The sequence below is a fragment of the Streptomyces prunicolor genome (genome assembly GCF_045162825.1).
In the GTDB taxonomy this organism is placed as follows: Bacteria; Actinomycetota; Actinomycetes; order Streptomycetales; family Streptomycetaceae; genus Streptomyces; species Streptomyces prunicolor.
The window spans coordinates 10,785,994-10,808,011 of the sequence record NZ_CP108676.1 but is presented as its reverse complement, the minus strand read 5'-3'; the positions used below and the strand labels follow the sequence as shown (position 1 = coordinate 10,808,011).

At 70.8% G+C, this 22,018-nt stretch carries 17 protein-coding genes; 5 read left to right on the top strand and 12 right to left on the bottom strand.

The annotated features are described in order from the left end of the window. Positions 1 to 16 precede the first annotated feature (16 nt). The 7 genes from OG588_RS48840 to solA all read right to left on the bottom strand — a co-directional run bounded on the left by OG588_RS48840 (position 17) and on the right by solA (position 7,872). On the bottom strand, positions 17 to 1,411 hold the full coding sequence (locus tag OG588_RS48840; RefSeq protein ID WP_405952967.1) for an aminotransferase class III-fold pyridoxal phosphate-dependent enzyme: 1,395 nt from the start codon (positions 1,409 to 1,411) through the stop codon (positions 17 to 19). Beyond that, positions 1,411 to 2,274, bottom strand: a complete 864-nt coding sequence (locus OG588_RS48835) for an ABC transporter permease (RefSeq protein WP_405952966.1) — start codon at positions 2,272 to 2,274, stop codon at positions 1,411 to 1,413. Before OG588_RS48835 ends, OG588_RS48840 begins: the two co-directional genes overlap by 1 nt. Continuing rightward, positions 2,271 to 3,203, bottom strand: a complete 933-nt coding sequence (locus OG588_RS48830) for an ABC transporter permease (RefSeq protein WP_405952965.1) — start codon at positions 3,201 to 3,203, stop codon at positions 2,271 to 2,273. Before OG588_RS48830 ends, OG588_RS48835 begins: the two co-directional genes overlap by 4 nt. A gap of 2 nt (positions 3,204 to 3,205) precedes the next feature. Further along, positions 3,206 to 4,372, bottom strand: a complete 1,167-nt coding sequence (locus OG588_RS48825; protein WP_405952964.1) for an ABC transporter ATP-binding protein — start codon at positions 4,370 to 4,372, stop codon at positions 3,206 to 3,208. Continuing rightward, the gene (locus OG588_RS48820; RefSeq protein ID WP_405952963.1) at positions 4,365 to 5,465 is read right to left on the bottom strand and encodes an ABC transporter substrate-binding protein; all 1,101 of its coding nucleotides are present in this window, start codon (positions 5,463 to 5,465) and stop codon (positions 4,365 to 4,367) included. The genes OG588_RS48825 and OG588_RS48820 overlap by 8 nt, the downstream gene beginning before the upstream one ends. 272 nt (positions 5,466 to 5,737) lie before the next feature. Then, complete coding sequence (locus tag OG588_RS48815) at positions 5,738 to 6,733, bottom strand: succinylglutamate desuccinylase/aspartoacylase family protein (RefSeq protein WP_405953409.1); 996 nt, start codon at positions 6,731 to 6,733, stop codon at positions 5,738 to 5,740. A 5-nt stretch (positions 6,734 to 6,738) separates the two neighbouring features. Continuing rightward, positions 6,739 to 7,872: an N-methyl-L-tryptophan oxidase gene (solA, locus tag OG588_RS48810; RefSeq protein WP_405952962.1), complete on the bottom strand. Its 1,134-nt coding sequence runs from the start codon at positions 7,870 to 7,872 to the stop codon at positions 6,739 to 6,741. A 142-nt stretch (positions 7,873 to 8,014) separates the two neighbouring features. On the opposite strand from solA, the gene OG588_RS48805 reads away from it, so the two are divergent. Next, on the top strand, positions 8,015 to 8,761 hold the full coding sequence (locus tag OG588_RS48805; RefSeq protein WP_405953408.1) for an IclR family transcriptional regulator: 747 nt from the start codon (positions 8,015 to 8,017) through the stop codon (positions 8,759 to 8,761). A 29-nt stretch (positions 8,762 to 8,790) separates the two neighbouring features. Here the strand turns inward: OG588_RS48805 and OG588_RS48800 are convergent, their stop codons facing one another. From OG588_RS48800 to OG588_RS48785, 4 genes are read right to left on the bottom strand one after another with little or no spacing between them, the layout of a single operon-like run. After that, complete coding sequence (locus tag OG588_RS48800) at positions 8,791 to 9,780, bottom strand: D-2-hydroxyacid dehydrogenase (protein ID WP_405952961.1); 990 nt, start codon at positions 9,778 to 9,780, stop codon at positions 8,791 to 8,793. Continuing rightward, entirely contained in the window at positions 9,773 to 11,287 is a 1,515-nt protein-coding gene (locus OG588_RS48795) for an NAD-dependent succinate-semialdehyde dehydrogenase (protein ID WP_405952960.1), read from the bottom strand. The genes OG588_RS48800 and OG588_RS48795 overlap by 8 nt, the downstream gene beginning before the upstream one ends. Continuing rightward, entirely contained in the window at positions 11,287 to 14,172 is a 2,886-nt protein-coding gene (locus OG588_RS48790) for an FAD-binding and (Fe-S)-binding domain-containing protein (protein WP_405952959.1), read from the bottom strand. The genes OG588_RS48795 and OG588_RS48790 overlap by 1 nt, the downstream gene beginning before the upstream one ends. Beyond that, positions 14,169 to 15,425 (bottom strand): aspartate aminotransferase family protein, encoded by a 1,257-nt coding sequence (locus OG588_RS48785; RefSeq protein ID WP_405952958.1) that lies wholly within the window; start codon positions 15,423 to 15,425, stop codon positions 14,169 to 14,171. Before OG588_RS48785 ends, OG588_RS48790 begins: the two co-directional genes overlap by 4 nt. Before the next feature lie 347 nt (positions 15,426 to 15,772). Here OG588_RS48785 and OG588_RS48780 point away from each other — a divergent pair, with 347 nt between their 5' ends. The 4 genes from OG588_RS48780 (at position 15,773) to OG588_RS48765 (ending at position 21,084) form a co-directional block, all read left to right on the top strand. Continuing rightward, entirely contained in the window at positions 15,773 to 17,146 is a 1,374-nt protein-coding gene (locus tag OG588_RS48780; RefSeq protein WP_405952957.1) for an MFS transporter, read from the top strand. Between the two features lie 66 nt (positions 17,147 to 17,212). Further along, on the top strand, positions 17,213 to 17,878 hold the full coding sequence (locus OG588_RS48775) for an HAD-IA family hydrolase (RefSeq protein ID WP_405952956.1): 666 nt from the start codon (positions 17,213 to 17,215) through the stop codon (positions 17,876 to 17,878). 44 nt (positions 17,879 to 17,922) lie between these two features. Then, positions 17,923 to 19,317, top strand: a complete 1,395-nt coding sequence (locus tag OG588_RS48770; RefSeq protein ID WP_405952955.1) for an NAD(P)/FAD-dependent oxidoreductase — start codon at positions 17,923 to 17,925, stop codon at positions 19,315 to 19,317. Positions 19,318 to 19,491: 174 nt separating this feature from the next. Continuing rightward, positions 19,492 to 21,084, top strand: a complete 1,593-nt coding sequence (locus tag OG588_RS48765) for a PucR family transcriptional regulator (protein WP_405952954.1) — start codon at positions 19,492 to 19,494, stop codon at positions 21,082 to 21,084. A 31-nt stretch (positions 21,085 to 21,115) separates the two neighbouring features. Here the strand turns inward: OG588_RS48765 and OG588_RS48760 are convergent, their stop codons facing one another. Next, positions 21,116 to 21,994, bottom strand: coding sequence for a TauD/TfdA dioxygenase family protein (locus OG588_RS48760; RefSeq protein ID WP_405952953.1), 879 nt, complete (start codon positions 21,992 to 21,994; stop codon positions 21,116 to 21,118). Positions 21,995 to 22,018: the final 24 nt, after the last annotated feature.

Here is a 22,018-nt window from a genome sequence, read left to right as displayed (position 1 = left end):
CTTTCGGATGCGGGGGTCACAGTCGGGCGGACGCTTCGCCGAGGGTGTCCGCGATGATGTCGGCGATACGGTCGAGGAGCCGGCGGTCGCTGATCAGCGGGGGCGCTATCTGGACCAGCGGGGCGGCGCGGTTGTAGACGCGGGCCAGGAGGCCGGCCTCGCGCAGCCTGCGCGGGATGAGGTCGGCGACGAGTGCGGCGCGGGCGGTGTCGCTGAAGCCGCCGTCGTCCAGGTCGCCGACGAGTTCGCAGGCGTAGAAGAAGCCGGCGCCTCGGATGTCGCCGACGATGGGCAGGGTCTTGAGGGAGGTCATGCGGGTGGCGAGGTGATCCTGGAGGGCACGGACGTTGTCCAGGATCCGATCGCGTTCCATGATGTCGAGGCTGCGCAGGGCGATGGCCGCGCTCAGCGGGTGTCCGCCGAAGGTGTAGCCGTGGTTGAGGATCGCGCCGGGACGGTTGAGGACCTCGGTGACCTTGGTGCCGACGAGGGTGGCGCCCATGGGGGCGTAGCCGGCGGTGATGCCCTTGGCGACGGTGACGATGTCGGGGCGGGCGCCGTAGCGGTCGCCGCCGAACCACTCGCCGAGGCGGCCGAACGCGGTGATCACCTCGTCGGCGACGAGCAGGAAGCCGTAGCGGTCGGCGAGCGTTCTGAGGCCGGGCCAGTAACCCTCGGGCGGGGTGATGCAGCCGCCGCGGTTCTGCACCGGCTCGGCGATCAGCATGGCGATCGTCTCCGGGCCCTCGGCGATGATCGCGTCCTCCAACTCCCGCAGCAGGTGGGCGGTGAAGGCGGCGTCGTCCGCCAACTCCCCCGGCAGCCCGAAGCGGTTGGTGTGGGACACGAACCGGGTCTCGATCGCGGGCGGGCCGTAGGGCTCCTTCAGGCCGGGGTCGTCGGTGAACGACAGGGTGCCGACGGTCAGGCCGTGGTAGGCGCCGCGGCGGGCGATCGCCTTCGTGCGGGCCGTGTCGCCGCGCAGGGCGTGGTACTTGCGGGCGATCTTCCAGGCGGCCTCGACGGCTTCGGCGCCGCCGCCGGAGAAGAAGGTGTGCTCGATGTCGACGGGCGCGATCCGGGACAGCCGTTCGGCGAGTTCGATGGCCGTGGGGTGGGCGGAGGCGGACCAGAGCGGGCTGAAGCAGAGTTCGCGGAGCTGTCGGTCGGCTGCCTCGGCGAATTCGGCCGCGTAGGAGTAGCCGAGCTGGCAGCAGTACAGGCCGGAGAGGCCGTCGATGTAGCGTCTGCCGTCCGCGTCGTCGACGTAGGGACCCTCACCTCGCTGTACGACGAAGAGGTTGTCGCCGTCGGTGCCGACCGAGCCGTTCGGGGTCATGTTCAGCAGCAGGTGCCGGGACGCGGAGGCCGACAGCTCGCCTGCCGAGGTGCGGGTGGTGCTGGTGGTCATCAGGTCTCGTTTCCGGCGGGTAGGCCCACGGTGGTCTCCGTCGGCAGCAGACCGTCCTGCCGGCCGGAGCCGCCGAGCCGACGGACCACGCCGACCAGTGCGAGGGCGACGACGGCGACCGCGATGAGCAGCGCGCTGACGGCCGTCACGGACGGATCGACGTCGTACTGAAGGACGTTGAACACCTGGACCGGCAGGGTCACGGTGTCCACGGAGGACAGGAACTGGGAGACGAAGAACTCGTCGAAGCTGGTGATGAAGGAGAAGACGGCGGCGGCGACCAGGCCGGGCATGGCCAGCGGGAAGGTGATGCGCCGGGCCACGGTGAGGCGGCCGGCGCCCATGCTGGCCGCGGCGTCCTCCAGCCGTTCGTCGATGCCCTTCAGCGTGGCCATGAGGATCATCACGGCGATGGGTGAGGCCAGCACGGTGTGGCCGAGCGCGATGGCGATCGGGCTGCCGAGCATCGAGGCGGGCTCGAAGAGCAGGAACAGGCCCAGCGCGATGACGACTTGGGGAATCACCAGGGGTGCGAGGACCAGGCCGTAGACCGCGGTGCGCAGGGGGAGTTCGCTGCGGACCAGCGCGGTCGCCGCGGTCACGCCGAGGATGAGTGAGAACACCGTGGTCATGGCGGCGACCAGGGCGCTCAGGGAGAGGGCGGCCGGCCATTTGCTGCCGTCGGCGAACAGGTGCCTGTACCAGCCGAGGGTCCAGGAGTGGGGTGGGAAGGAGCCGAAGGCGTCGTTGCCGAAGGAGGTGACGACGATGACGACGATCGGCAGGGCCAGGAAGAGCAGGATCAGCGTGGCGAAGGCGGCCAGGCTGACGCGTCCGGCGAGGGTGGGACGGAGGCCGATCATGATGCCGTACCCCGCTTCCGGTACGCCTCGCCCGCCGACTTGAGGAGGCGGAGGAGCAGGAGGCCCGCGAAAGTGAGCAGCAGCAGGATGATGCCGAGTGCGGAGGCGCCGTTCCACTGGTTCTGCTTCATGACCTGGTCGTCGATGAGCGAGGCCACCATGGTCTGCTTCGGGCCGCCCATCAGGGCCGGGGTGAGGTAGTAGCCGAGGCAGAGGATGAAGCACAGCACCCCGGCGTTGACCAGTCCGGGAGCGACCAGCGGCAGGTACACACGGCGGAAGATGGTGATCCGTCCGGCGCCCATGCTGGCCGCCGCGGCGAGCAGCCTGCGGTCGACTGCGCGCATCACGGCGTACAGGAGGAGGACGGTGTACGGGAGCATCACGGAGGTGGTGCCGATGACGACGCCGATCTCGTTGTAGAGCAACTGAAAGGGAGCGCCCGGGATGTGAAGGTCCGTCAGGACGTTGTTCACGACGCCGTGTTCGCCGAGCAGGATGATCCAGCCGTAGGTGCGCACCAGCGCGCTGATGAAGTGCGGAACGATCACGACCAGCATCACCAGGCCGGCCCACAGGGGCTTCAGCCGGGTCACCGCGTTGGCGAGCAGGAAGCCGATGACGAGGCTGAGCAGGGAGGTCTCGGCGGAGATGCGCAGGGTGGTGAGCAGGATCTCCAGGTTCGCGCCCTGGAACGCGTCGGCGTACCAGTGCAGGGTCCAGCCGCCTTCCTCGCCCTTGAGGCTCAGGAGGAGGGTGCTGAAGATCGGGTAGACGAAGAGGATCAGGAGGTAGACGACGACCGGCGCGGCGTTCAACAGGCCGTAGCGGGTGCGACGTTCGGCCAGCGCACGGCGCAGACGGTTCATGCGGCCGGGTGTCGCGGTGGGCGCGGGCTGCGGCTGCGTGGCGAGGACGGTTCCGGCCATGCTCATTCCCCGTGTTCCGCGTCGGGGAACACGGGGGTGTCATCCGTGTCGGGGAACACGCTGACGTCGGCGAACTCGGCGGTCAGGCCCACGCGTTCACCGGGAGCCGGTGCCCGTCCGGCCGGCAGCTCCAGGCGTACGACGTCGGTTTCGGCGCCGCCGACCGGGCGGACCGTGACGCGCACCAGGGTTCCGACGTAGGTGACCGTCTCCACGGTCCCGGTACAGAAGCCGGTGTCGGCGGGACAGAGTCCGATCCGGCCGGGCTGGACCGCGGCCCGGACCCGGCCGCCGTCACCGTGCGCGAGGGGGCGGGCCGTCAGCAGACCGCCGGTGTCGAGCCGTACGCGGGTGTGCTCCGCGGTGCGCTCCTCGACGCTGCCGGCAAGGAAGTTGGCGGCGCCGAGGAAGTCCGCGACGAACGGGGTGCGCGGGACCTCGAAGAGTTCCCGCGGGGTGTCGAACTGGTCGATCCGGCCGTCCCGCATGACCGCGATCCGGTCGGAGAGGACGAGGGCCTCTTCCTGATCGTGCGTCACATAGATGACGGTGAGGCCGAGTTCGCGCTGGATGCGCTTGATCTCGGTCTGGAGCTGGTCGCGGAGTTTCTTGTCGAGGGCGCCGAGCGGTTCGTCCATGAGGATCACCGGCGGGCGGTAGACCAGGGCCCGGCACAGGGCGACGCGCTGCTGCTGGCCGCCGGACAGTTCACGCGGGCGGCGGCGGGTCATGCCGCTGAGCCCGGCCATCTCCAGGGTCTCGCCGACCCGGCGGCGCAGCTCCGCCTTGGGTGTGCCGCGCAGTTGGAGCGGGAAGGCGACGTTGTCCCAGACCGTCATGTGCGGGAAGAGCAGGTACTGCTGGAAGACGAAGCCCAGGCCGCGTTTCTGCGGGGCCAGCCGGGTCACGTCACGGCCGCCGACGACGATGCTGCCGGAGTCGGGTTCGCAGAACCCGGCGATCATCATCAGGGTGGTGGTCTTGCCGGAGCCGGAGGACCCCAGGAAGGTGACGAACTCGCCCGCCGCGATCTCCATGGAGACCTCGTCGACGGCGGTGACACCGCCGTACGTCTTGCGAAGTCCCGTCACGGACAAGGGTTTTCCAGTGCCGGCGCCAGTGTCCGGTGGCTGGGTGATCGTCGGGGCCTTCACGTCCAGTTCAGGCATGCGACCACTCCTGCCAGCGCTTGGAGACGGCGTCCTGGTTCTTGATCCACCACTCGACGTCCAGGTCGAAGCCGGACTCCAAGTGGGCCGCCGAGCCCGCCAAGTTGGCGGCGGTGGTCGTGGAGAGCTTCTTGTAGGCGGCGGGCACGGTCGGGGCCATCGGGTACAACTCGGCGTAGGCGGCCTGCACTTCGGGGCGCAGCGAGAAGTCGATGAGCTGGTAGGCGGCATCGAGGTTGTCGGTGCCCTTGGGGATGGCGAGGCCGTTGCTCTGGCGGCGGGCGCCGTTCCACTGGTAGGCAAGCGGGGAGCCCTGTTTGATGAGGGCGTCGAGGCGGCCGTGCCAGACGCTGGAGGCGACGACCTCCTCACGGCCGAGGAGTACGCCGGGCAGGGCGCCGGTGTCCCAGAACTTCTTGACGTGTGACTTGATCGCGTCGAGGGACTTGAAGGCGCGGTCCACGTCGAGGGGGTACAGCTTGTCCGGGTCCACTCCGTCGGCGAGGAGGGCGAACTCCAGCTCGGGCAGGTCGGCGTCCAGGGCCTGGAGCGCGCGGCTGCCGGGGAACGTCCTGGTGTCCCAGAAGTCGGCCCACGAGGTCGGCTTCTTCCCGCCGAAGGCGTCCGTGCGGTACGCCATCACGCTGGCCCAGTAGTTCTTGCCGATCGCGTGGGTGGTGAGCAGGGACTTGGCGATGCCGGCGTTCTTGGAGTTCTTCAGATGGTCGTAGTCCAGGGCCTGGGTGGCGCCCTGCTGCTTGAAGAGCACGAAGTCGGCCATGGAGTCGTCGATGACGTCGAACTGGGGGCGGCCCTGCTTGATCTGGGCGAGCATCTGGGCGTACTCGATGTTCACCACCTTGACCTGGATGCCGGTCTCCTTGGTGAACGGCTCGTAGACCGCCTTCTGGTTGGCGTCGCCGTAGGTGCCGCCGCTGTCGCGGACGACGAGTGTCTTGGAGTTCTTGCCGCCGCTGTCGACGGACCGGCTGGTGCCGGTGCCGCAGGCGGTGAGGGAAGTGGCTGCGATGCCTGCGGCCACGCCGCCTACTCCGCGCAGGAACACTCTGCGGTCTATCCGGGCTTCTCTCACCGGGGGCCTCCTGGTGGTGCGGTGCGTGATGAGGGGCGGTCTGCGGGTGGGGCTCGCTTCGGTGCGGGTGGGGTGGCTGGGGTGGGTCTCTTGGGTGCGGGCCGGTGGGGGCTTGTCGCGTCGTTCCCCGCGCCCCCTGCGGAGTTGGGGTTTGGCGGGGACCGGGAGGGCCCGGTGTGCGGGTGGGAGCTGGGGCGTTCTCTTCCGTGCGGGCCGGTGGGGGCTTGTCGCGCCGTTCCCCGCGCCCCTTACGGGGTGGCGGTTGGCGGGGACTAGGAAGGAGCCCGGGTGTCAGCGCGCGGGCGGGGGATGGCGATGGCTGCCAGTTCTGTGCCGGGGGCTACCGTCAGGCCGTGCATGCCGTAGAAGACGCGTCCGCCGGACGGGGTGTGGACCTTGTGTTCCTGGCCGTCGGCGGGGGCTATGACGCGGCCGATGATCTGGCCCTCGGTCACGTCGTCGCCTGCGGTGAACTCCGGGTACCACAGGCCGGTTTGTTCGGAGGCGATGCCGGCGGCCCAGACCCATTCGCGTACGGGGGCGGCCGTTGTGGCGTCGGGGGTGAGGACCTTGAGCGCGCGGAGCAGGCCGTGCAGGCCGTCGACCAGGTGTCGGGCGGCGGCCGGGTCGCGTTCGCCGAGTTGGCCGGTCTCGACGAGGATCGCCGGGATGCCGGCGCGGGCTGCGGCCGCCTGGCTGTTGCCGCCCTTGGTGTCGAGGCCGATGACGATGTCCTCGATGCCGAGCGAGCGGGCCATGTCGGCGGTCTTGGCGTCGTGTGGGGCGTCGCCGGTGAGGCGGTAGCCGACGAAGTTCCGCAGGACCTCGTCGATGCCACCGGCGTGCAGGTCGGCGTAGGCGTCGGCGCCGTCCAGCAGGTGGGCGAAGAGCCAGGCGGCCAGGCGTTCGGTGGGGCCGCCGTCGGGGTCGCCGGGGAAGACGCGGTTGATGTTGACGCCGTCGAGCGGGGAGATGCCGAGGCGTCCCTGGTAGACGGCCGGGGGGTTGGCGACGGGGCAGATGATCACCTGGCCGTGGACCTGGGAGGGTTCGAGGAGTGACGCGAGCCGGGTGGCGGCCTCGATGCCGGTGAACTCGCCGCCGTGGACTCCCGCGGTGATCAGGACGCGCGGGCCGGGGCGGGCGCCGTTGACCAGGGTCAGCGGGATGTCCACGGTGAGGGCGCCCAGGTCGGCGGGGACGGTGCCGCGGGTCTTGGTGCCGGGTGCCGCGCTCAGCGTGCCCACGGTCAGCAGGTCGTCGGTCATGGCGCTCACGCCTCCGCTCGGTCGAGGGTGGAGATGAAGTCGATGGGCCGCGGCGAGGCGCCGTCGAGCGCGAGGTCCGCGGCGATGTCGCCCATGGCGGGCGAGAGTTTGAAGCCGTGGCCGGAGAACCCGGCGAGCAGCACCACGTTGTCGTGGCCCGGCAGCGGGCCGACGAGCGGGCGGCTGCTCTCGGTGTAGCCCTCCATGTAGACGGAGAGGCGGATCGGGTCGGGGTGCAGGCCGGGCATGTAGCGGCTCAGCAGTTCGGTGAAGATGTCCAACTCACCCGGTTCCACGGTCCGTTCGAGCCGGTTCGGGTCGCCGGCCGGGCGGTGCAGGGCGCGGGACAGGCCGAGCTTGACGGAGACGCCGTCCGGGGAGGGCAGGCCGTAGCAGTGGGTGGGTGCCGTACGGATGAAGGCCGGGCGCTCCTGGCCGGACCAGTCGTCGGCGGTGGGCACGTACCAGGCGTTGATGAGCCGCCTGATGTCCACCTCCCACGGCAGGTCCGGCAGCAGGTCGTTCACCCATGGGCCGACGGTGACCACGGCCGTGTCGAAGCGTTCGGCGCCGGTGTCGGTGCGGATCTCCACGCCGTTCGCGACCGGCACGATCTCGCGGACCGGGGTGTAGCGGTGGATGCGGGCGCCGAGTTCCTCCGCGCGGCGGGCGGCGCTCAGGACCGTCAACTCGGGCCGGATGAAGCCCGCGTGGCGGTCCAGTACGGCCGCGTCGCCGTCCTCGATGCGGAACTGCGGGAAGCGTTTGGCGAGCGTCTCGGTGTCGAGGACCTCGTGGTCGAGGCCGTGCTCGGCGATGGACTCCAGGACGGTCGCCATCTGCTGGTGTTCCGTGGGGCCCATCAGCAGGCAGCCGGTGAGGCGGCGCAGTTCGCGGCCGGTCTCCCGCTGGAGTGACTCCCACAGAGTGTCGGCGTGCTTGAGCAGCGGGACGTAGCGGGAGTCCTCGAAGTGGGCGCTGCGGAAGATCCGGGTGTCACCGCCGGCCGCGCTGCGGTCGTGGCCCGGGGCGAAGCGGTCGTACCCGACGACCTCGGCTCCGCGGGCCGCCAGGCGCCAGGCGGTCTGGCTGCCCATCGTTCCGACGCCGACGACGGCGACGCGCTTGCTGGCTGACACGAGGGCTTCCTCTCCCTGGAGACCGTGCCACAATGTGGCATGCTGTGCTAGAATCTGGCACGAGAATGGCAGTGTCGCTGACGGGGGTCAAGAGGTTGCCGTCAGACCATTCGCAGGATTAACAGGGGGAAACCAGATGGAAATGAAGAGCGTGACCAGGTCACTGCGCATCCTGGAGGCGGTGGCCCAGCACCAGCCGGTGACGGTGGGGGAACTGACCAAGCTCTTCGGACTGCCCAAGTCGACGGTGCAGCGCACGCTGGTCACGCTGAACGAGGCGGGGTGGCTGCGGGCCAACCGCAAGGACACCACGCGCTGGGAGATCGGCGCCCGGGTGCTGGCCGTACGGCCGGCGGCGCTCCAGGGATCGAGCCTGTTCGCGGCAGCAAGGGAACCCATGATCCGGCTGCGGGACGCGGTCAACGAGACCATTCACCTCTCGGTCCCGGACGCGCTGCAGTGCATGGTGGTCGTGGACCGGGTGGACTGCGATCACGCGGTACGGACGTTCCACACCATCGGCGACACCTCACCGCTGCACGCCACCGCCACGGGCCGTGCGATCCTCGCCCATCTGCCGAGGGCCGACGTGGACGAGCTGATCGACCGCGGGCTGGAGAGCTACAGCGAGTCCACTCCGGCCGAACCCGACCTGCTGCGGGCCGAGTTGGAGCGCGTGCGAGCCGACGGCTACGCGGTCAACCGCAACCAGTACCGGCCGGACGTGTGCGCGGTGGCCGCCGCGATCCTCGACGAGAACGGCACCCCCCTCGCCGCCGTGGCCGTGTCCATGCCGGACTCGCGCTACGACGCCGAACGGCTTCCCGAGTTGGGGCAGTTGGTGGCGGACACGGCCGCGGAGATCGCCGGGCGGCGCATGGGGACGTGAGCCCCCGCGGTGACCGCCGGCGCGCGAACTCAGCACGGTTCCATGGCAGTTCCGTCCCTCACGTAGCCCTTCGCCTTGTCGACCACGTTCCGCAATGGCCGGCCCTCCGCCCTGCGGGTGAGGTTCTCCAGGAACAGGTCCGCCAACTCGGCGCGCCAGCCGGTCACTTCGCCGGCCGTGTGCGGGGAGACGATCACCCCGGGCATGTCCCACAGCGGTGAGACGGCGGGCAGCGGCTCCTGCGCGAAGACGTCCAGAGCGGCTCCGGCCAGGCGCCCGTCCGCGAGGTGCTTGACGAGTGCCTCTTCGTCCACGAGGCCTCCCCGGCCGACGTTGACCAGCCGGGCTCCGGGTTTCATGGCGCCGAGGACGGACGCGTCGACCATGCAGCGGGTGGCCGGGGTGAGCGGGGCCGCGAGGATCACGTAGTCCGCCTCGGCCAGCGCGGTCCGCAGGCTCGCGCCCTCGTGCACCGTGCCGAAGTCCGGGTCGTCGGCGCGTGCGGTGCGCCCGGCGCCGCACACCCGCATGCCGACGGCGCACAGCATCCGGGCGACGGCACGGCCGATGGGCCCGGTCCCCCACACCAGTGCCGTACGGCCGCCGATGCGCTCGCTGTCTCGCGGCCGCCACTCGCGGCGACGCTGATGCTCCCAGCTGCCGGGGAAGTCCTTGGCCAGGGCGAGGATCAGGCCGAGGACGTACTCGGCGATGGCCCGGTCGTAGACGCCCCGTGAGTTGGTCAGCACCACGTCCGGGTGGTCGACCAGCGCCGGGAAGAGCAGCGAGTCCACTCCGGCGGCGGCCACATGGACCCAGGCGGGGGCCAGGGCCGGGTCCTTCGGCCAACTCGCCGCGACCGCAGGGGTGATGGAGTGCCAGCAGAGGAGCATGTCCGCGCCGGGCAGGAGGAGCGGGAGTTCCTCCTCGGTGGCGTACACCGTGTCCGCGAGCGCTTCGATGTGCTCGGCGTTCGGCGGCAGGGTGCCCTGGTGCAGGACGACGAGCCGGTCAGCCACGGCCGTCCGCCGCTACGGAAACCACGGGAATGGCGAGGTACTTGTACTCCAGGAACTCGTCGATGCCGACCCGTCCGCCCTCACGGCCCAGCCCCGACTGCTTGACGCCGCCGAAGGGCGCGGCCGGGTTGGAGACCAGGCCGGTGTTGATGCCGACCATGCCGGTTTCCAGCCGCTCCCCCACGCGCAGGGCACGGTCGAGGTCGCGGGTGAACAGGTAGCCGACCAGGCCCCATTCGGTGTCGTTGGCGGCGTGGACGACCTCCTCCTCGCTGTCGAAGGTGAGGATCGCGGCGACCGGGCCGAAGATCTCGGCCCGCATCAGTTCGGAGTCCGGGCGGACCTCGGTGATGACCGTCGGCGGGTAGAAGTGGCCCGGCCCGTCCGGGACTTCACCGCCGGTCAGCACCTTGGCGCCGCGTGTCACGGCGTCCTGGACGAGACCGTCGGCCTTGGCACGTCCGGCGGCGTCGATCAACGGGCCCACTTGGGAGGCGGGTTGGGTGCCGGGACCGACGGCGAGGGCGGACATGCGCTCGGCGAGCCGCGCGGCGAACGCGTCCGCGACCGCGCGGTGCACGAAGAAGCGGTTGGCGGCGGTGCAGGCTTCGCCCATGTTCCGCATCTTCGCGACCATGGCACCCTCGACGGCCCGGTCGAGGTCGGCGTCCTCGAAGACGATGAAGGGCGCGTTGCCGCCCAGCTCCATCGAGGTGCGGACGACGGTGTCGGCGCACTGGGCAAGGAGCAGCCGCCCGACCTGAGTCGACCCGGTGAAGGACAGCTTGCGCACGCCCCCGCCGCGCAGCAGCGGCTCGATCACTCCGGCGGCGTCCGTCGTGGTCACGACGTTGAGGACGCCCTCGGGCAGTCCCGCCTCGGTGAGGATTCCGGCGAGGGCCAGGCTGGAGAGCGGGGTCTGCGGGGCCGGTTTGAGAACCATCGTGCAGCCGGCCGCGATCGCGGGTCCGATCTTGCGGGTGCCCATGGCAAGGGGGAAGTTCCACGGGGTGATGAGGAGGCAGGGGCCCACTGGCTGCCGCATGACCAGGACGCGGTTGGCGCCGTCGGGGGTCCGGGTGAACCCGCCCTCGATCCGTACCGCCTCCTCGGAGAACCAGCGAAAGAACTCCGCCGCGTAACCGACCTCGCCGCGCGCCTCCGCGAGGGGCTTGCCCATCTCCAGGGTCATCAACAGGGCGAGTTCTTCCCGCCGTTCGAGGATGATCTCGTAGGCGCGGCGCAGGATCTCGCTCCGGGCACGGGGTGCGGTGGCGGCCCAGGCCACCTGTGCCGCCACCGCGGCATCCAGGGCTAGTTGACCGTCAGCCGGCGAGGCGTCGGCGACCTCGCACAGCCGCTCGCCGGTCGCCGGGTCGTCCACGGCGAAACGGCCACCGTCGCTCGCGTCCTGCCAACTCCCGTCGATGAAGAGCTGCTTGGGGACGGTCTCGACGACGGACACGGTGTCGACGACAGACGTGGACGCAGACGTGGTGGTGGTCATCAGCGGGTGCCTCCGGGCGGGTTCGGGTCGAGCAGTTGGGCCAGGTGCCGGGCCTGCGGGCCGTCGGGCCCGGTGAGATGGGCTGCCTGGGTACGGCAACTGAAGCCGTCGGCAAGGACTTTGGCGTCGGGGTCGAGTGCGGCGAGTTTCGGAGCGAGCGAGAGGGCACCGACAGCCATCGAGGTGTCGTAACGCTCGGCCTCGAAGCCGAAGTTGCCGGCCAGGCCGCAGCAGCCGTTCGCCTCGTCGACCTCTCCGACGCCGAGGCGGCGCAGCAGCGTGCTCTGGGTGGTCTCGCCGAAGACGGCGTACTCGTGGCAGTGGGTCTGGAGGGTGACGCGGTCGGGGACGGCCGCGGGTTTCCAGTCGGGGTCGGCGAGTTCGGTCAGCGCGCCGGAGAAGGTGTGGACGCGGGCGGCGACCCGGCGAGCGGAGTCCGTGCCGAGGAGGGCGGGTGCGTCGTGGCGGAGTGCGGCTGCGCAACTCGGTTCGGGGACCACGATGGGCAACTCCCCATCGCCCTCGGCGTCGAGTTGTTCGACGGTACGGGTCAACACGCGGCGTGCGATGCCCAGTTGGCCGGTGCTGATCCAGGTGAGCCCACAGCACAGCCCCTCGCGCGCGGTCGCGGGGACACCGGCGTCGGCCAGGACGCGGGCGGCGGCTCCGGCGACGTCGGGGCGGAAGGCGCGGGTGAAGGAGTCGACGAGTAGTACGGCGGCCGGAGTCGCCGGTTGCGGAGGCAGCTGTGCTTGCAGGTCACGGCGTCGGGCGAAGCGTGGCAGGGTGCGCTCGGTGGTCACTCCGCCGAGCCGTGCGACCAGTCGGCCCAACGGTCCACCGAGTACGGCGTTCACGGGGCGGGCGAACCAGCGGGCCAGCGCCGCCCACCAGGGCAGCCAGCCCAGGCTGTAGTGGCTGAGCGGGCGCAGTCGGCGCCGGTAATGCCGGTGCAGGAACTCCGACTTGTACGTCGCCATGTCGACGCCGACCGGGCAGTCGGCGGCGCAGGCCTTGCAGGACAGGCAGAGGTCGAGGGCGTCCCGTACCTCCGTCGAGCGGCTGCCGTCGGTGATGACGGTGCCGGGGCCGTCGCGCAGCATCTCCTGCAACAGCCGGGCGCGGCCTCGCGTGGAGTCGCGTTCGTCGTGGGTGGCGCGATAGCTGGGGCACATGGCCCCGCCGGTGTCGCTGCGGCAACGCCCCACACCGATGCACCGACTCGCGGCTTCGGCGAGGCCGCCCGGGTCGTCGGGGAAGGTGAAACCACCGTGCTGCACACGGGAGTTGACCGGCGCACGCGAGTTGATCGGATACAGCGCGAGGGCGGCGTCGACGGCCGCCGGATCGACGATCACCCCCGGGTTGAGGATGCCGTCGGGGTCGTACAACCGCTTGTAGGAGGCGAACGCGGCCCGCATGCGCGGGGTGTACATGGTGGCGAGGAGTTCGCTGCGGGCGCGGCCGTCGCCGTGTTCGCCGGACAGGGTGCCGCCGTGCGAGACGACGAGCGCGGCGGCTTCCTCCAGGAAGGCGCGCATAGCCGCAGCACCCTCCGGCGTCGCCGGGTCGAAGTCGATGCGGACGTGGACGCAGCCCGCGCCGAAGTGGCCGTAGAGCACGCCGGTGAAGTCGTGCTTGGCGAGGAGGGTGCGGAAGTCCCTTAGGTAGTCGGCTAGTTGGTGCGGGTCTACGGCCGCGTCCTCCCAGCCCGGCCAGGATGTGCCGCCGTCGACGAGGCGGGCGGCGAGTCCCGCGCCGTCCTCGCGTACGCGCCACAGGGAGCGGCGTTCGGCGGGGTCGTCGATGACGCGGCCCGCCATTATCCGTTCCCCGGCGCGGAGTTCGGCGAGGACCTCGGAGGCTCGCGTGTCGGCGTCGGTCTGGTCGGTGCCGTCGAGTTCGACGTAGAGCCAGGCGGCGCCCTCGGGCAGACCGGTGACGGCGTGCGGGCCGCGTCGGTGGCGGAGGGTCGCGACGATGGCCTCGTCCATGCCCTCGACGGCGGTGGGCCGGTGGCGCAGGATCGCCGGGACGTCCGCCGCCGCGTCCACGACGTCCTGGTAGCCGAGCGCAAGCAGTGTGGTGGCGGCGGGCACGGGGTGCAGTCGTACGGTCGCGCGGGTGACGATCGCGCAGGTGCCCTCGGTGCCGACCAGGGCGCGGGCGGTGTGCTTGCCGTGTTCCGGCAGGAGGTGGTGGAGCTGGTAGCCGGATACCTGGCGGGGGATGCGGCCGAGTTCGGTGCGCAGGGCGGCGAGGTTGGCATCGACGAGTCGGGTCAACTCGGAGTCCAGGGCCGTGATTTCGGCCGCGTTCTCGGGCTCGACCGCGCGTAGTCCGCCGGCTCCGGCCACCGCGCGTACGCCCGTGGCCGTGACGATCTCCAGCTCCTCGACGTGCTCGACCGTCCGGCCGTAGCGCACCGAGTGGTTGCCGCACGCGTCGTTCCCGATCATGCCGCCGAGGGTGCAGCGGCTGTGGGAGGACGGGTCGGGGCCGAAGAACAGGCCGTGCGGTGCGGCGGCGCGCTGGAGGTCGTCGAGGACGACGCCGGGTTCGACGACGGCGGTGCGGGTGTCGGGGTCGACGGCGATGACCTTGTTGAGGTGGCGGGAGAAGTCGAGGACCACGCCGGGTCCGATCGCGTTGCCGGCCATGCTGGTGCCCGCCCCGCGCGCGGTGAGCGGGATGCGCAGGTCGCGGCAGGCCCGTACGAGCGCGGCCACGTCCTCGGCGGAGCGCGGGAAGGCGACGGCGAGGGGCGGCACCCGGTAGTTGGACGCGTCGTACGCGTACGCGGCGCGCTGCCCCTCCCCCGTGTCGACCTCCAGGCCCGGAGCCGTCCGGGCCAGCAGGTCGACCAGGGAGCGGGCGTCGATCATCCGGCCGTGCCCACCGCGACGGCGGCCGACCAGGCGCGCAGCCCCTCGTCGATCGCGCCCGCGTCGACGATCAGCGGCGGGATCATACGAACGACGTTGCCCCACGGGCCGCAGGGCAGCAGGAGCAGCCCCTCGTCAACGGCCGCCCGCATCACGCGAGTTGCCGTCCCCGGGTCGGGCTCGCCCGTCTCCGTCACGAACTCGCTCGCCAGCATCAGGCCGAGACCGCGCACGTCACCGATCGCGGGATTCTTGGCGGCGACCTCGTCGAGCCCTGCCCGCAGCCGGGTGCCCATGGCGGCGGCGTTCGCGACCAGGTTCTCCTCCTCGACGACGTCGAGGGTGGCGACGGCCGCGGCGCAGGCGACCGCGTTCCCGCCGTACGTTCCGCCCTGCGAGCCGGGGCGTGCCTTCCGCATCAGCTCTTCGGAGGCGGCGATGGCCGACAGCGGGAAGCCGCTGGCCAGGCCCTTGGCGGTGATGAGGATGTCGGGGCGGACGTCGAAGTGGTCGTGACCCCAGAAGCGGCCGGTGCGGCCGACGCCGGTCTGGATCTCGTCGAGGACGAGCAGGATGCCGTGCCGGTCGGCGCGTTCCCGGAGTCCTTGCAGGAAGGCCGAGTTGGCGGGGACGTAGCCGCCCTCGCCGAGGACCGGCTCGACGAAGATCGCGGCGGTGTCGTCCGGGTCGGAGACGGTCTGGAGGAGCTGGTCGAACTCGCGCAGCGCGAACCGGGTCGCCGTCTCCTCGTCCCAGCCGTAGTAGAACGCGTGCGGGAACGGTGTGACGACGACCCCGCCCATGAGCGGCCCGAACCCGGTGCGCACCTTGGCGCCGGAGGTCGTCATCGACGCGGCGGCGACCGTACGGCCGTGGAAACCGCCCTGGCAGACGACGACGTTGGGGCGGCCGGTGGCCTGGCGGGCGAGGCGCAGCGCGGCCTCGACGGCCTCGCTGCCGGAGTTGGCGAAGAAGAGGCTGTCGAGGCCGTCCGGGAGGACCGTGCCGAGCCGCTCGACCAGGCGCTGCAAAGGCTGGTGCATGACCGTCGTGTACTGGCCGTGGATCAGCGTGGCGACCTGCTCCTGCGCGGCGGCGACCACTTTGGGGTGGCAGTGGCCGGTGCTGGTGACGCCGATGCCGGCGGTGAAGTCCAGATAGCGGCGGCCGTCCGTACCGAAGAGATGCACCCCCTCGCCGCGTTCGACGACGACCGGTGTGGCCTGGCGCAGGTGCTCTGACAGGTGTGTCATACGGCGGTTCTCCCACGACGTGAGGAGGTGCGGGGGACATCTCTCACCCTGTGGGCGGTGCGCCGGGAGGGGCAACGGACAACGTGTTCCCCCGGCCCGCCCGGTGTGGACGGTCTGTCAACCGGACCGCGTCCGCGGAACACACTGTCCACCCACCGGCGGCGAAGCGAACACGGTGTTCATTGACGGTGGCCGCGCACTGAACCAGGGTGTTGCCAACCCCGGACCGCCTCACCGTCCCCCTCCCCCCTCGGTGACCAGTCGGTCTCTCCGGCGTACAGCGGCGTACGCATTCGAATGCTTGACGCACGACCTCCTCCGCCCCTGCGTCCCCAGGAGCCTCAAGCATGTCCGTGACCTCGTCCTCGACCACCTCGGGGGGCTCGTCGCTCGACGACGCGCCCGTCAGTTCCTTCCACCGCCGGATCATGGCGGTCGCCATGGGCGGCCCGTTCTGCGACGGCTATCTGCTCGGCGTGATGGGTGTCGCGCTCGGCCTCATCACCCCGGCACTCGCCCTCGACACCCTGTGGACCGGCCTGGTCGCCGCGTCCGTCCTGATCGGCGTGTTCATCGGCGGTGTCGTCTTCGGCCCGATCACCGACCGGGTCGGCCGCCATCTGATGTACGTCCTCAACCTGGCCGCGTTCGTGGTCTTCTCGGCACTCCAGTTCTTCGTCGCGGAGGCCTGGCAGCTCGTGGTGCTGCGGCTGCTCATCGGCGTCGCGATCGGCGCCGACTACCCCATCGCCTCCGCCCTCACCACCGAACTGGTCCCCCGCCGACTGCGCGGCCCGGCCCTGTCCGGCCTGGTGCTCGCGTGGTGGGTCGGCTACGGCGTGAGCTACTGGGTGGGCTGGGCGCTGACCGGTCTCGGTGACGACGCCTGGCGCTGGATGCTGGCTTCCGGCACGGTCCCGGCGCTGGTCTTCCTCGTGTTCCGGGCCGGTATCCCCGAGTCACCGCGCTGGCTCGCCTCGCGCGGCCGGATCGACGAGGCGCGGGCCGTCGTACGCAAACACCTCGGCTCCGACATCGACGCCGACGAACTCCTCGCCGAGCCCCAGCGGGAACAGCGCGGCGGCTCGGGGCTCGGCAACCTCGTCGAGATCTTCAAACGCGGGTACACGGTCCCGGTCGTCTTCTGTTCCGTGTTCTGGATCTGTCAGGTCGCGCCCGCCTTCGCGGTCCGCTCCTTCCAGCCGCAGATGCTCTCGGCCTTCGGCGTGGAGAGCACGTACGGCGCGAGCGCGCTGATCACGACTCTCGCCGTCGCGGGCATCGCCCTCGGCCTGATCGTCGTCAACCGGATCGGTCGCCGCCCGCTGCTGATCAGCACGTTCGCGTGCATCACCGTGTCGTTGCTAGCGCTGGCGGTGCTGCCGCTGCACTGGGCGTTCCTGGTGGTGACCCTGTTCGCCGCGTTCCAGTTCTTCGAGGCGGCCGGCAGCGGGCTGCAGTTCGTCTACCCGAGCGAACTGTTCCCGACCGACCTGCGGGCCACGGGAGTCGGCATCGCGACCGCGATGAGCCGGGTCGGGTCGGCCACCTCCACGTTCCTTCTCCCCATCGCCGCCGACGACTTGGGCGTGCGCGGCACGCTGGGGATCGCGGTGGTGATCACACTGGCGGGACTCGTCGTGTCGTACTTCCTCGCCCCCGAGACCAAGGACCTGGCCCTGAAGGACGTGGGTCTGGCCAAGGCCGTCAGCCGTTCCTGAAGTCCCCGAAGTCTCTGAAGTCCCCGAAGTCTCTGAACACCCCTCCCCCGTCTAGGAGTTCACCCCATGCGCAAGGTCGTCAGCTTCGACTGCTACCGCACCCTCATCAACTTCGACACCCGCGCCGCCACGCACGAGATCGTCAAGGACCGGCTCGCCGAACTCGACGTCGACCCCGACCAGTTCCACCACGACGCGTACGTGATGCGCTTCCAGGGCGTCGTCGACGCGTACCGCCCCTACCGCGAGATCGTCCGCAGCACCTTGCGCAACGTCATGCTGCTGCACGGCCTGGAGTACCGGGACGAGGACGGCGAGGCGCTGATCGAGGCCATCAAGAAGTTCAAGCCGTTCCGTGAAGTCCCGGACGCGCTGCGCCGGTTGAAGAGCGAGTACGACATCGCCATCCTCTCCAACAGCGAGGACGACCTCATCTCGTACGCCGTCGACGAGTTGGGCGTCGAGTGGGACTACGTCCTGACCGCCGAACAGGCCGGAGCGTACAAGCCGTTGCCGCAGGCCTTCGAGTACCTGATGGAGGCGACCGGGCGCGGACCGGAGGACATCGTCCACACCGCCCAGGGCTGGGAGTACGACATCATGCCGACCAAGCGCTACCCGGGCATGCGACGGATCTGGGTGAACCGGTACGGCTTCCCGGGCTCGGCCGCGTTCCAGCCGTACGAGGAGATCAAGGACCTGTCCGAGCTGCCCGGCCTGCTCGGCGTCTGAACCCTCCGGCACCCGCACGCCCGCCGCTTCGAAAGGAACACCCCGTGAGCGCGACCACGCTCGGCCGGCCCGGACCGGTCAACGGCCGGATCTCCCACTGGTTCAGTGAACTCCCCACCCCCCGAGCGGCGTTGCCCGGCGACCGCGACGCCGATGTGTGCATCGTGGGCGCGGGTCTCACCGGCCTGTGGACCGCGTACTACCTGAAACGGGCCGACCCGACGCTCCGCATCACCGTCCTGGAGGCCGAGTTCGCCGGGTTCGGCGCGTCCGGGCGCAACGGCGGCTGGGCGTCGGGGCTGGTGCCCGGGGCGCGTGACCGGCTCGCCGAGCAGTACGGACGGGAGGCGGTGCTCGACTATCAGCGCGCGATGAACGAGGCCGTCGACGAGATCATCGCCGTCGCGAAACGGGAGGGCATCGACGCCGACATCGTCAAGGGCGGCACCCTGCGCGTGGCCCGGACCCCGGCGCAGGCGACCCGGCTGCGGCACAAGACCGAGGACGACCACGAGTGGGGTGTCACGGACTCGGTGATGCTGACGCCGGAGGAGGCCGCCGAACGTATCCGCATCGAGGGGATGACGGCGGCTGCCTGGACGCCGCACTGCGCCCGGTTGCAGCCGGCGGCACTGGTGCGCGGGCTCGCCGACGTGGTCGTACGACTTGGTGTGAGCCTGTACGAGAAGTCGCCGGTCAGCGTTGTGGAGCCGGGGCGGGCGGTCACTGCGCACGGTGTGGTGCGCGCGCCTGTCGTCCTGCGGGCGACTGAGGGGTTCACCGCGTCTCTGAAGGGGCTGCGGCGGGCCTGGTTGCCGATGAACAGCTCGATGATCGTGACCGAGCCGCTGGCGGCGGGTGTCTGGGACGAGATCGGGTGGGCCGGGCGCGAGACCTTGGGTGACACCGCGCACGGGCATCTGTACGCCCAGCGCACGCCGGACGACCGGATCGCGATCGGGGGGCGGGGGGTGCCGTATCGGTTCGGGTCGCGGACCGACTCCGACGGGCGGGTGGCCGACCGGACGATCGGTGAGCTGACCGAGACCTTGTACAAGGTGCTGCCGCAGACCGCCAACGCCCGGGTCGACCATGCGTGGTGCGGGGTGCTTGCGGTGCCGCGGGACTGGTCGGCGACGGTTGGGCTCGACCGGGTGACCGGGCTCGGCTGGGCCGGGGGGTATGTGGGGCATGGGGTGACCTCCACGAATCTGGCCGGCCGTACGTTGACCGATCTGGTGTTGGGGCGGGAGTCCCGGCTGACCCGGTTGCCGTGGACCGGACATCGGCCGGGCACGTGGGAGCCGGAGCCGTTGCGGTGGCTCGGGGTGCGGGGGCTTTACGTCGCCTATCGACTGGCGGATCGGCATGAGGCGGGTGGGCGTTCGCGTACGTCTCCGATCGCTACGGTCGCGGATCTGATCGCACGCCGGCCCTAACCCCCCAGGGGCGCGAGGAACTGCGCGAGCAACCACAACGAACCCGCACCCGCCAACGCGACAGCCGCCCTACGGCGAACAGGCGCACCCCTCTGAGCAGCTTGCACAAGCCTCGCCCCACCCCGCAGAGTGTTCCGGAACCACACCGCCACACCTCCGGAGGAACCCGCACCCATGCCGTTCCTCACGGTCGCCGACGTACTGCGACTCCCCGTCATCGCCGCCGGTCTGCCCCGGGTGGTGGCCGGCGAGGAGCAGTTGGGGCGCACGGTCCGTTGGGTCCACGTGACCGAGCTCCTCGACCCCGCCTCGTTCCTGGAGGGCGGGGAGCTGGTACTCACCACGGGCATGCCGCACCCATCGGACCCGACACAACTACGCGGCTACGTCGACCAGTTGGCGGATGTCGGGGTCGCGGGGCTGGTCGTGGAGCTGGGGCGTCGGTATCAGCAGGCGCCCCCGGATCTCGTCGCCGCGTGCGGTGAGCGGGACCTGCCGCTGATCATGTTGGCGCGCGGGGTGCGGTTCATCGAGGTCACCCAGACCGTGCACGCGCTGATCCTGGACGCGCAGGGCGAGTTGTTGCGCCGCGCCCAGCATGTGCACGAGCTGTTCACGTCGCTCACTCTGCGCGGCGCCGAACCGGAGGAGTTCGTGCAGACCGCCTCCGATCTCTCGGGGTGTCCGGTCGTGCTGGAGAACCTGATCCACCACGCGGTGAGCTGGGCCGTGGCCGGGCGGGCGGACGGGCAGGTCCTGGATGCCTGGCCGCGTCGGTCGCGCGCCGCCGAAACGCCGGACCGGGCGGCGGCCAGCGGGCCGGAGGGGTGGCTCGTGGCGCCGGTCGAGGAGCGGAGCAGCCGGTGGGGGCGGCTGGTCATGCTGCCCCTCACGGGCGGACCGCCCTTCGGTCCTGAACACACGATGATCCTCGAACAGGCCGCCACCGCACTGACGTTGGCGCGGCTCACCGGCTCACCGGAGTGGGATCGGCGGGCGCACAGTTCCGTTCTGCTCGATCTACTGCACTGGCGGTATCGCAGCCGTACCGAGGCGCGACTGCGGGCCGAGGCGCTGGGGCTGCCCACGACCGGGCACCGCCTCCTGCCGGTCGTCGTCGACCACTCGGGGGTACCGGCCGACGAGGGCTCGGTGAGCGCGCATCTCGCCGAAGGGCTCCTCACGTCCGGGGTCAAGGCCCTGGTGGGAGACCTGTCGGGGCGGCGCACCGGGCTGCTCATGGCGCTGGCCCGCGCGAGTGCGTGGCAGCCCGTCGTGGAACGCATCGCCCGCGATCTGCGGGCCACGTTCGGGGAGGACACCGTCGTCGCCGTCGGCCCGGGCGTCACCGAGCTCAGCCAGGTCACCCGTTCGTTCCGCGAGGCCGAGGAGGTCGCCGACGCCATCGGTCCCGCCTCCCGCGGTCGGCCCTTCCATGTCGCCTCCGACGTGGGCCTGCCGGAACTGCTCTACTCCCTGCGCGACGACGTCCGGGTCCAGAAGTATGTGGAACAACGGCTCGGGCGCCTGGTCCAGCATGACGCCCGGCACGGCAGCGACCTCCTCACCACCCTGCGCGAGTACCTCGACGCCGCCGGCAACAAGTCCATCGCGGCCAAGCGCGTGGGGCTCTCCCGGCAGGCCTTCTACCAGCGCCTGCACACCATCGAACGCCTCCTGGGCACCGACCTGGAGTCCGGCGCCGAACGCACCCAACTGCACGTGGCCGTCACCGCGTTGGAGGTTCTGCAGACGCCGACGCCGTGAACAGGCCCTCGGCCGGGCGCGTGACACCGGGTCAGGCCTCCAAGCGGCTGCCGTTGACGGCGACCCGGCGGCCCTCGCGGGTGTACGGGAAGTAGTCCCAGACGGCGTGGTGCTGGACGCTGCGGTTGTCCCAGAGGACGAGGGTGCGCTCCTGCCAGCGGACCCGGCAGTGCAGCAACTGGGTTCGGGCTATGTGCGCGTACAGCATCTCCAGCAGGGCGTCGCTCTCGACGCGGGACAGCTGGGTGATGTGCGAGGTGTAGGGGGCGTTGACGAAGAGGAGCTTGCGGTCGGTCTCCGGATGGCGGGCGACGACCGGCTGTTCGGTGCGGGGCACCTCGTACTCGGGCGGCGGGGTCTGTCCGGCGGCGGTCCAGGGCAGGGCTCCGTCGTGGACGGCGGTGAGGCTCTCGAGGAAGCTGCGCATCGCCGGTGAGAGGACTTCGTAGGCGAGGTGCATGTTGGCGAAGACGGTGTCGCCACCGCTGCCGCCCTCGGGGATGGTGGTGATGTACAGCAGCGAACCGAGGGAGGGTTCGGCGTCGGCGGTGCCGTCGGCGTGCCAGCCGTTGCCGGCCACGGCCTTGGACTCCTTGGTCGCCTTGATCTCCAGGATGTACGGGTCGGATCCCTCGGGCGCGAGGGCCACGGGGTGCAGTTCGCCGAAGACGCCCGCGAACCGCTTGTGTTCCTCGGGAGTGATGTCCTGGTCGCGGAAGACGAGGACGTGGTGGGTCTGGAACGCGTGCTTGAGTTCCTTCTCCTGCTGGGGTGTCAGCTCCTGGGACAGGTCGAGTCCGGTGACCTCGGCGCCCAGCAACGGGGTGATCGGGGCGACGGACAGGGTGTCGTACGGCTCAGCAGGTCGGGTGGTGAGCCGCTCGACGGCCTTGAGTGCGTAGTCCTCCATGAGGGACCTCCGTGGCATCGGTGG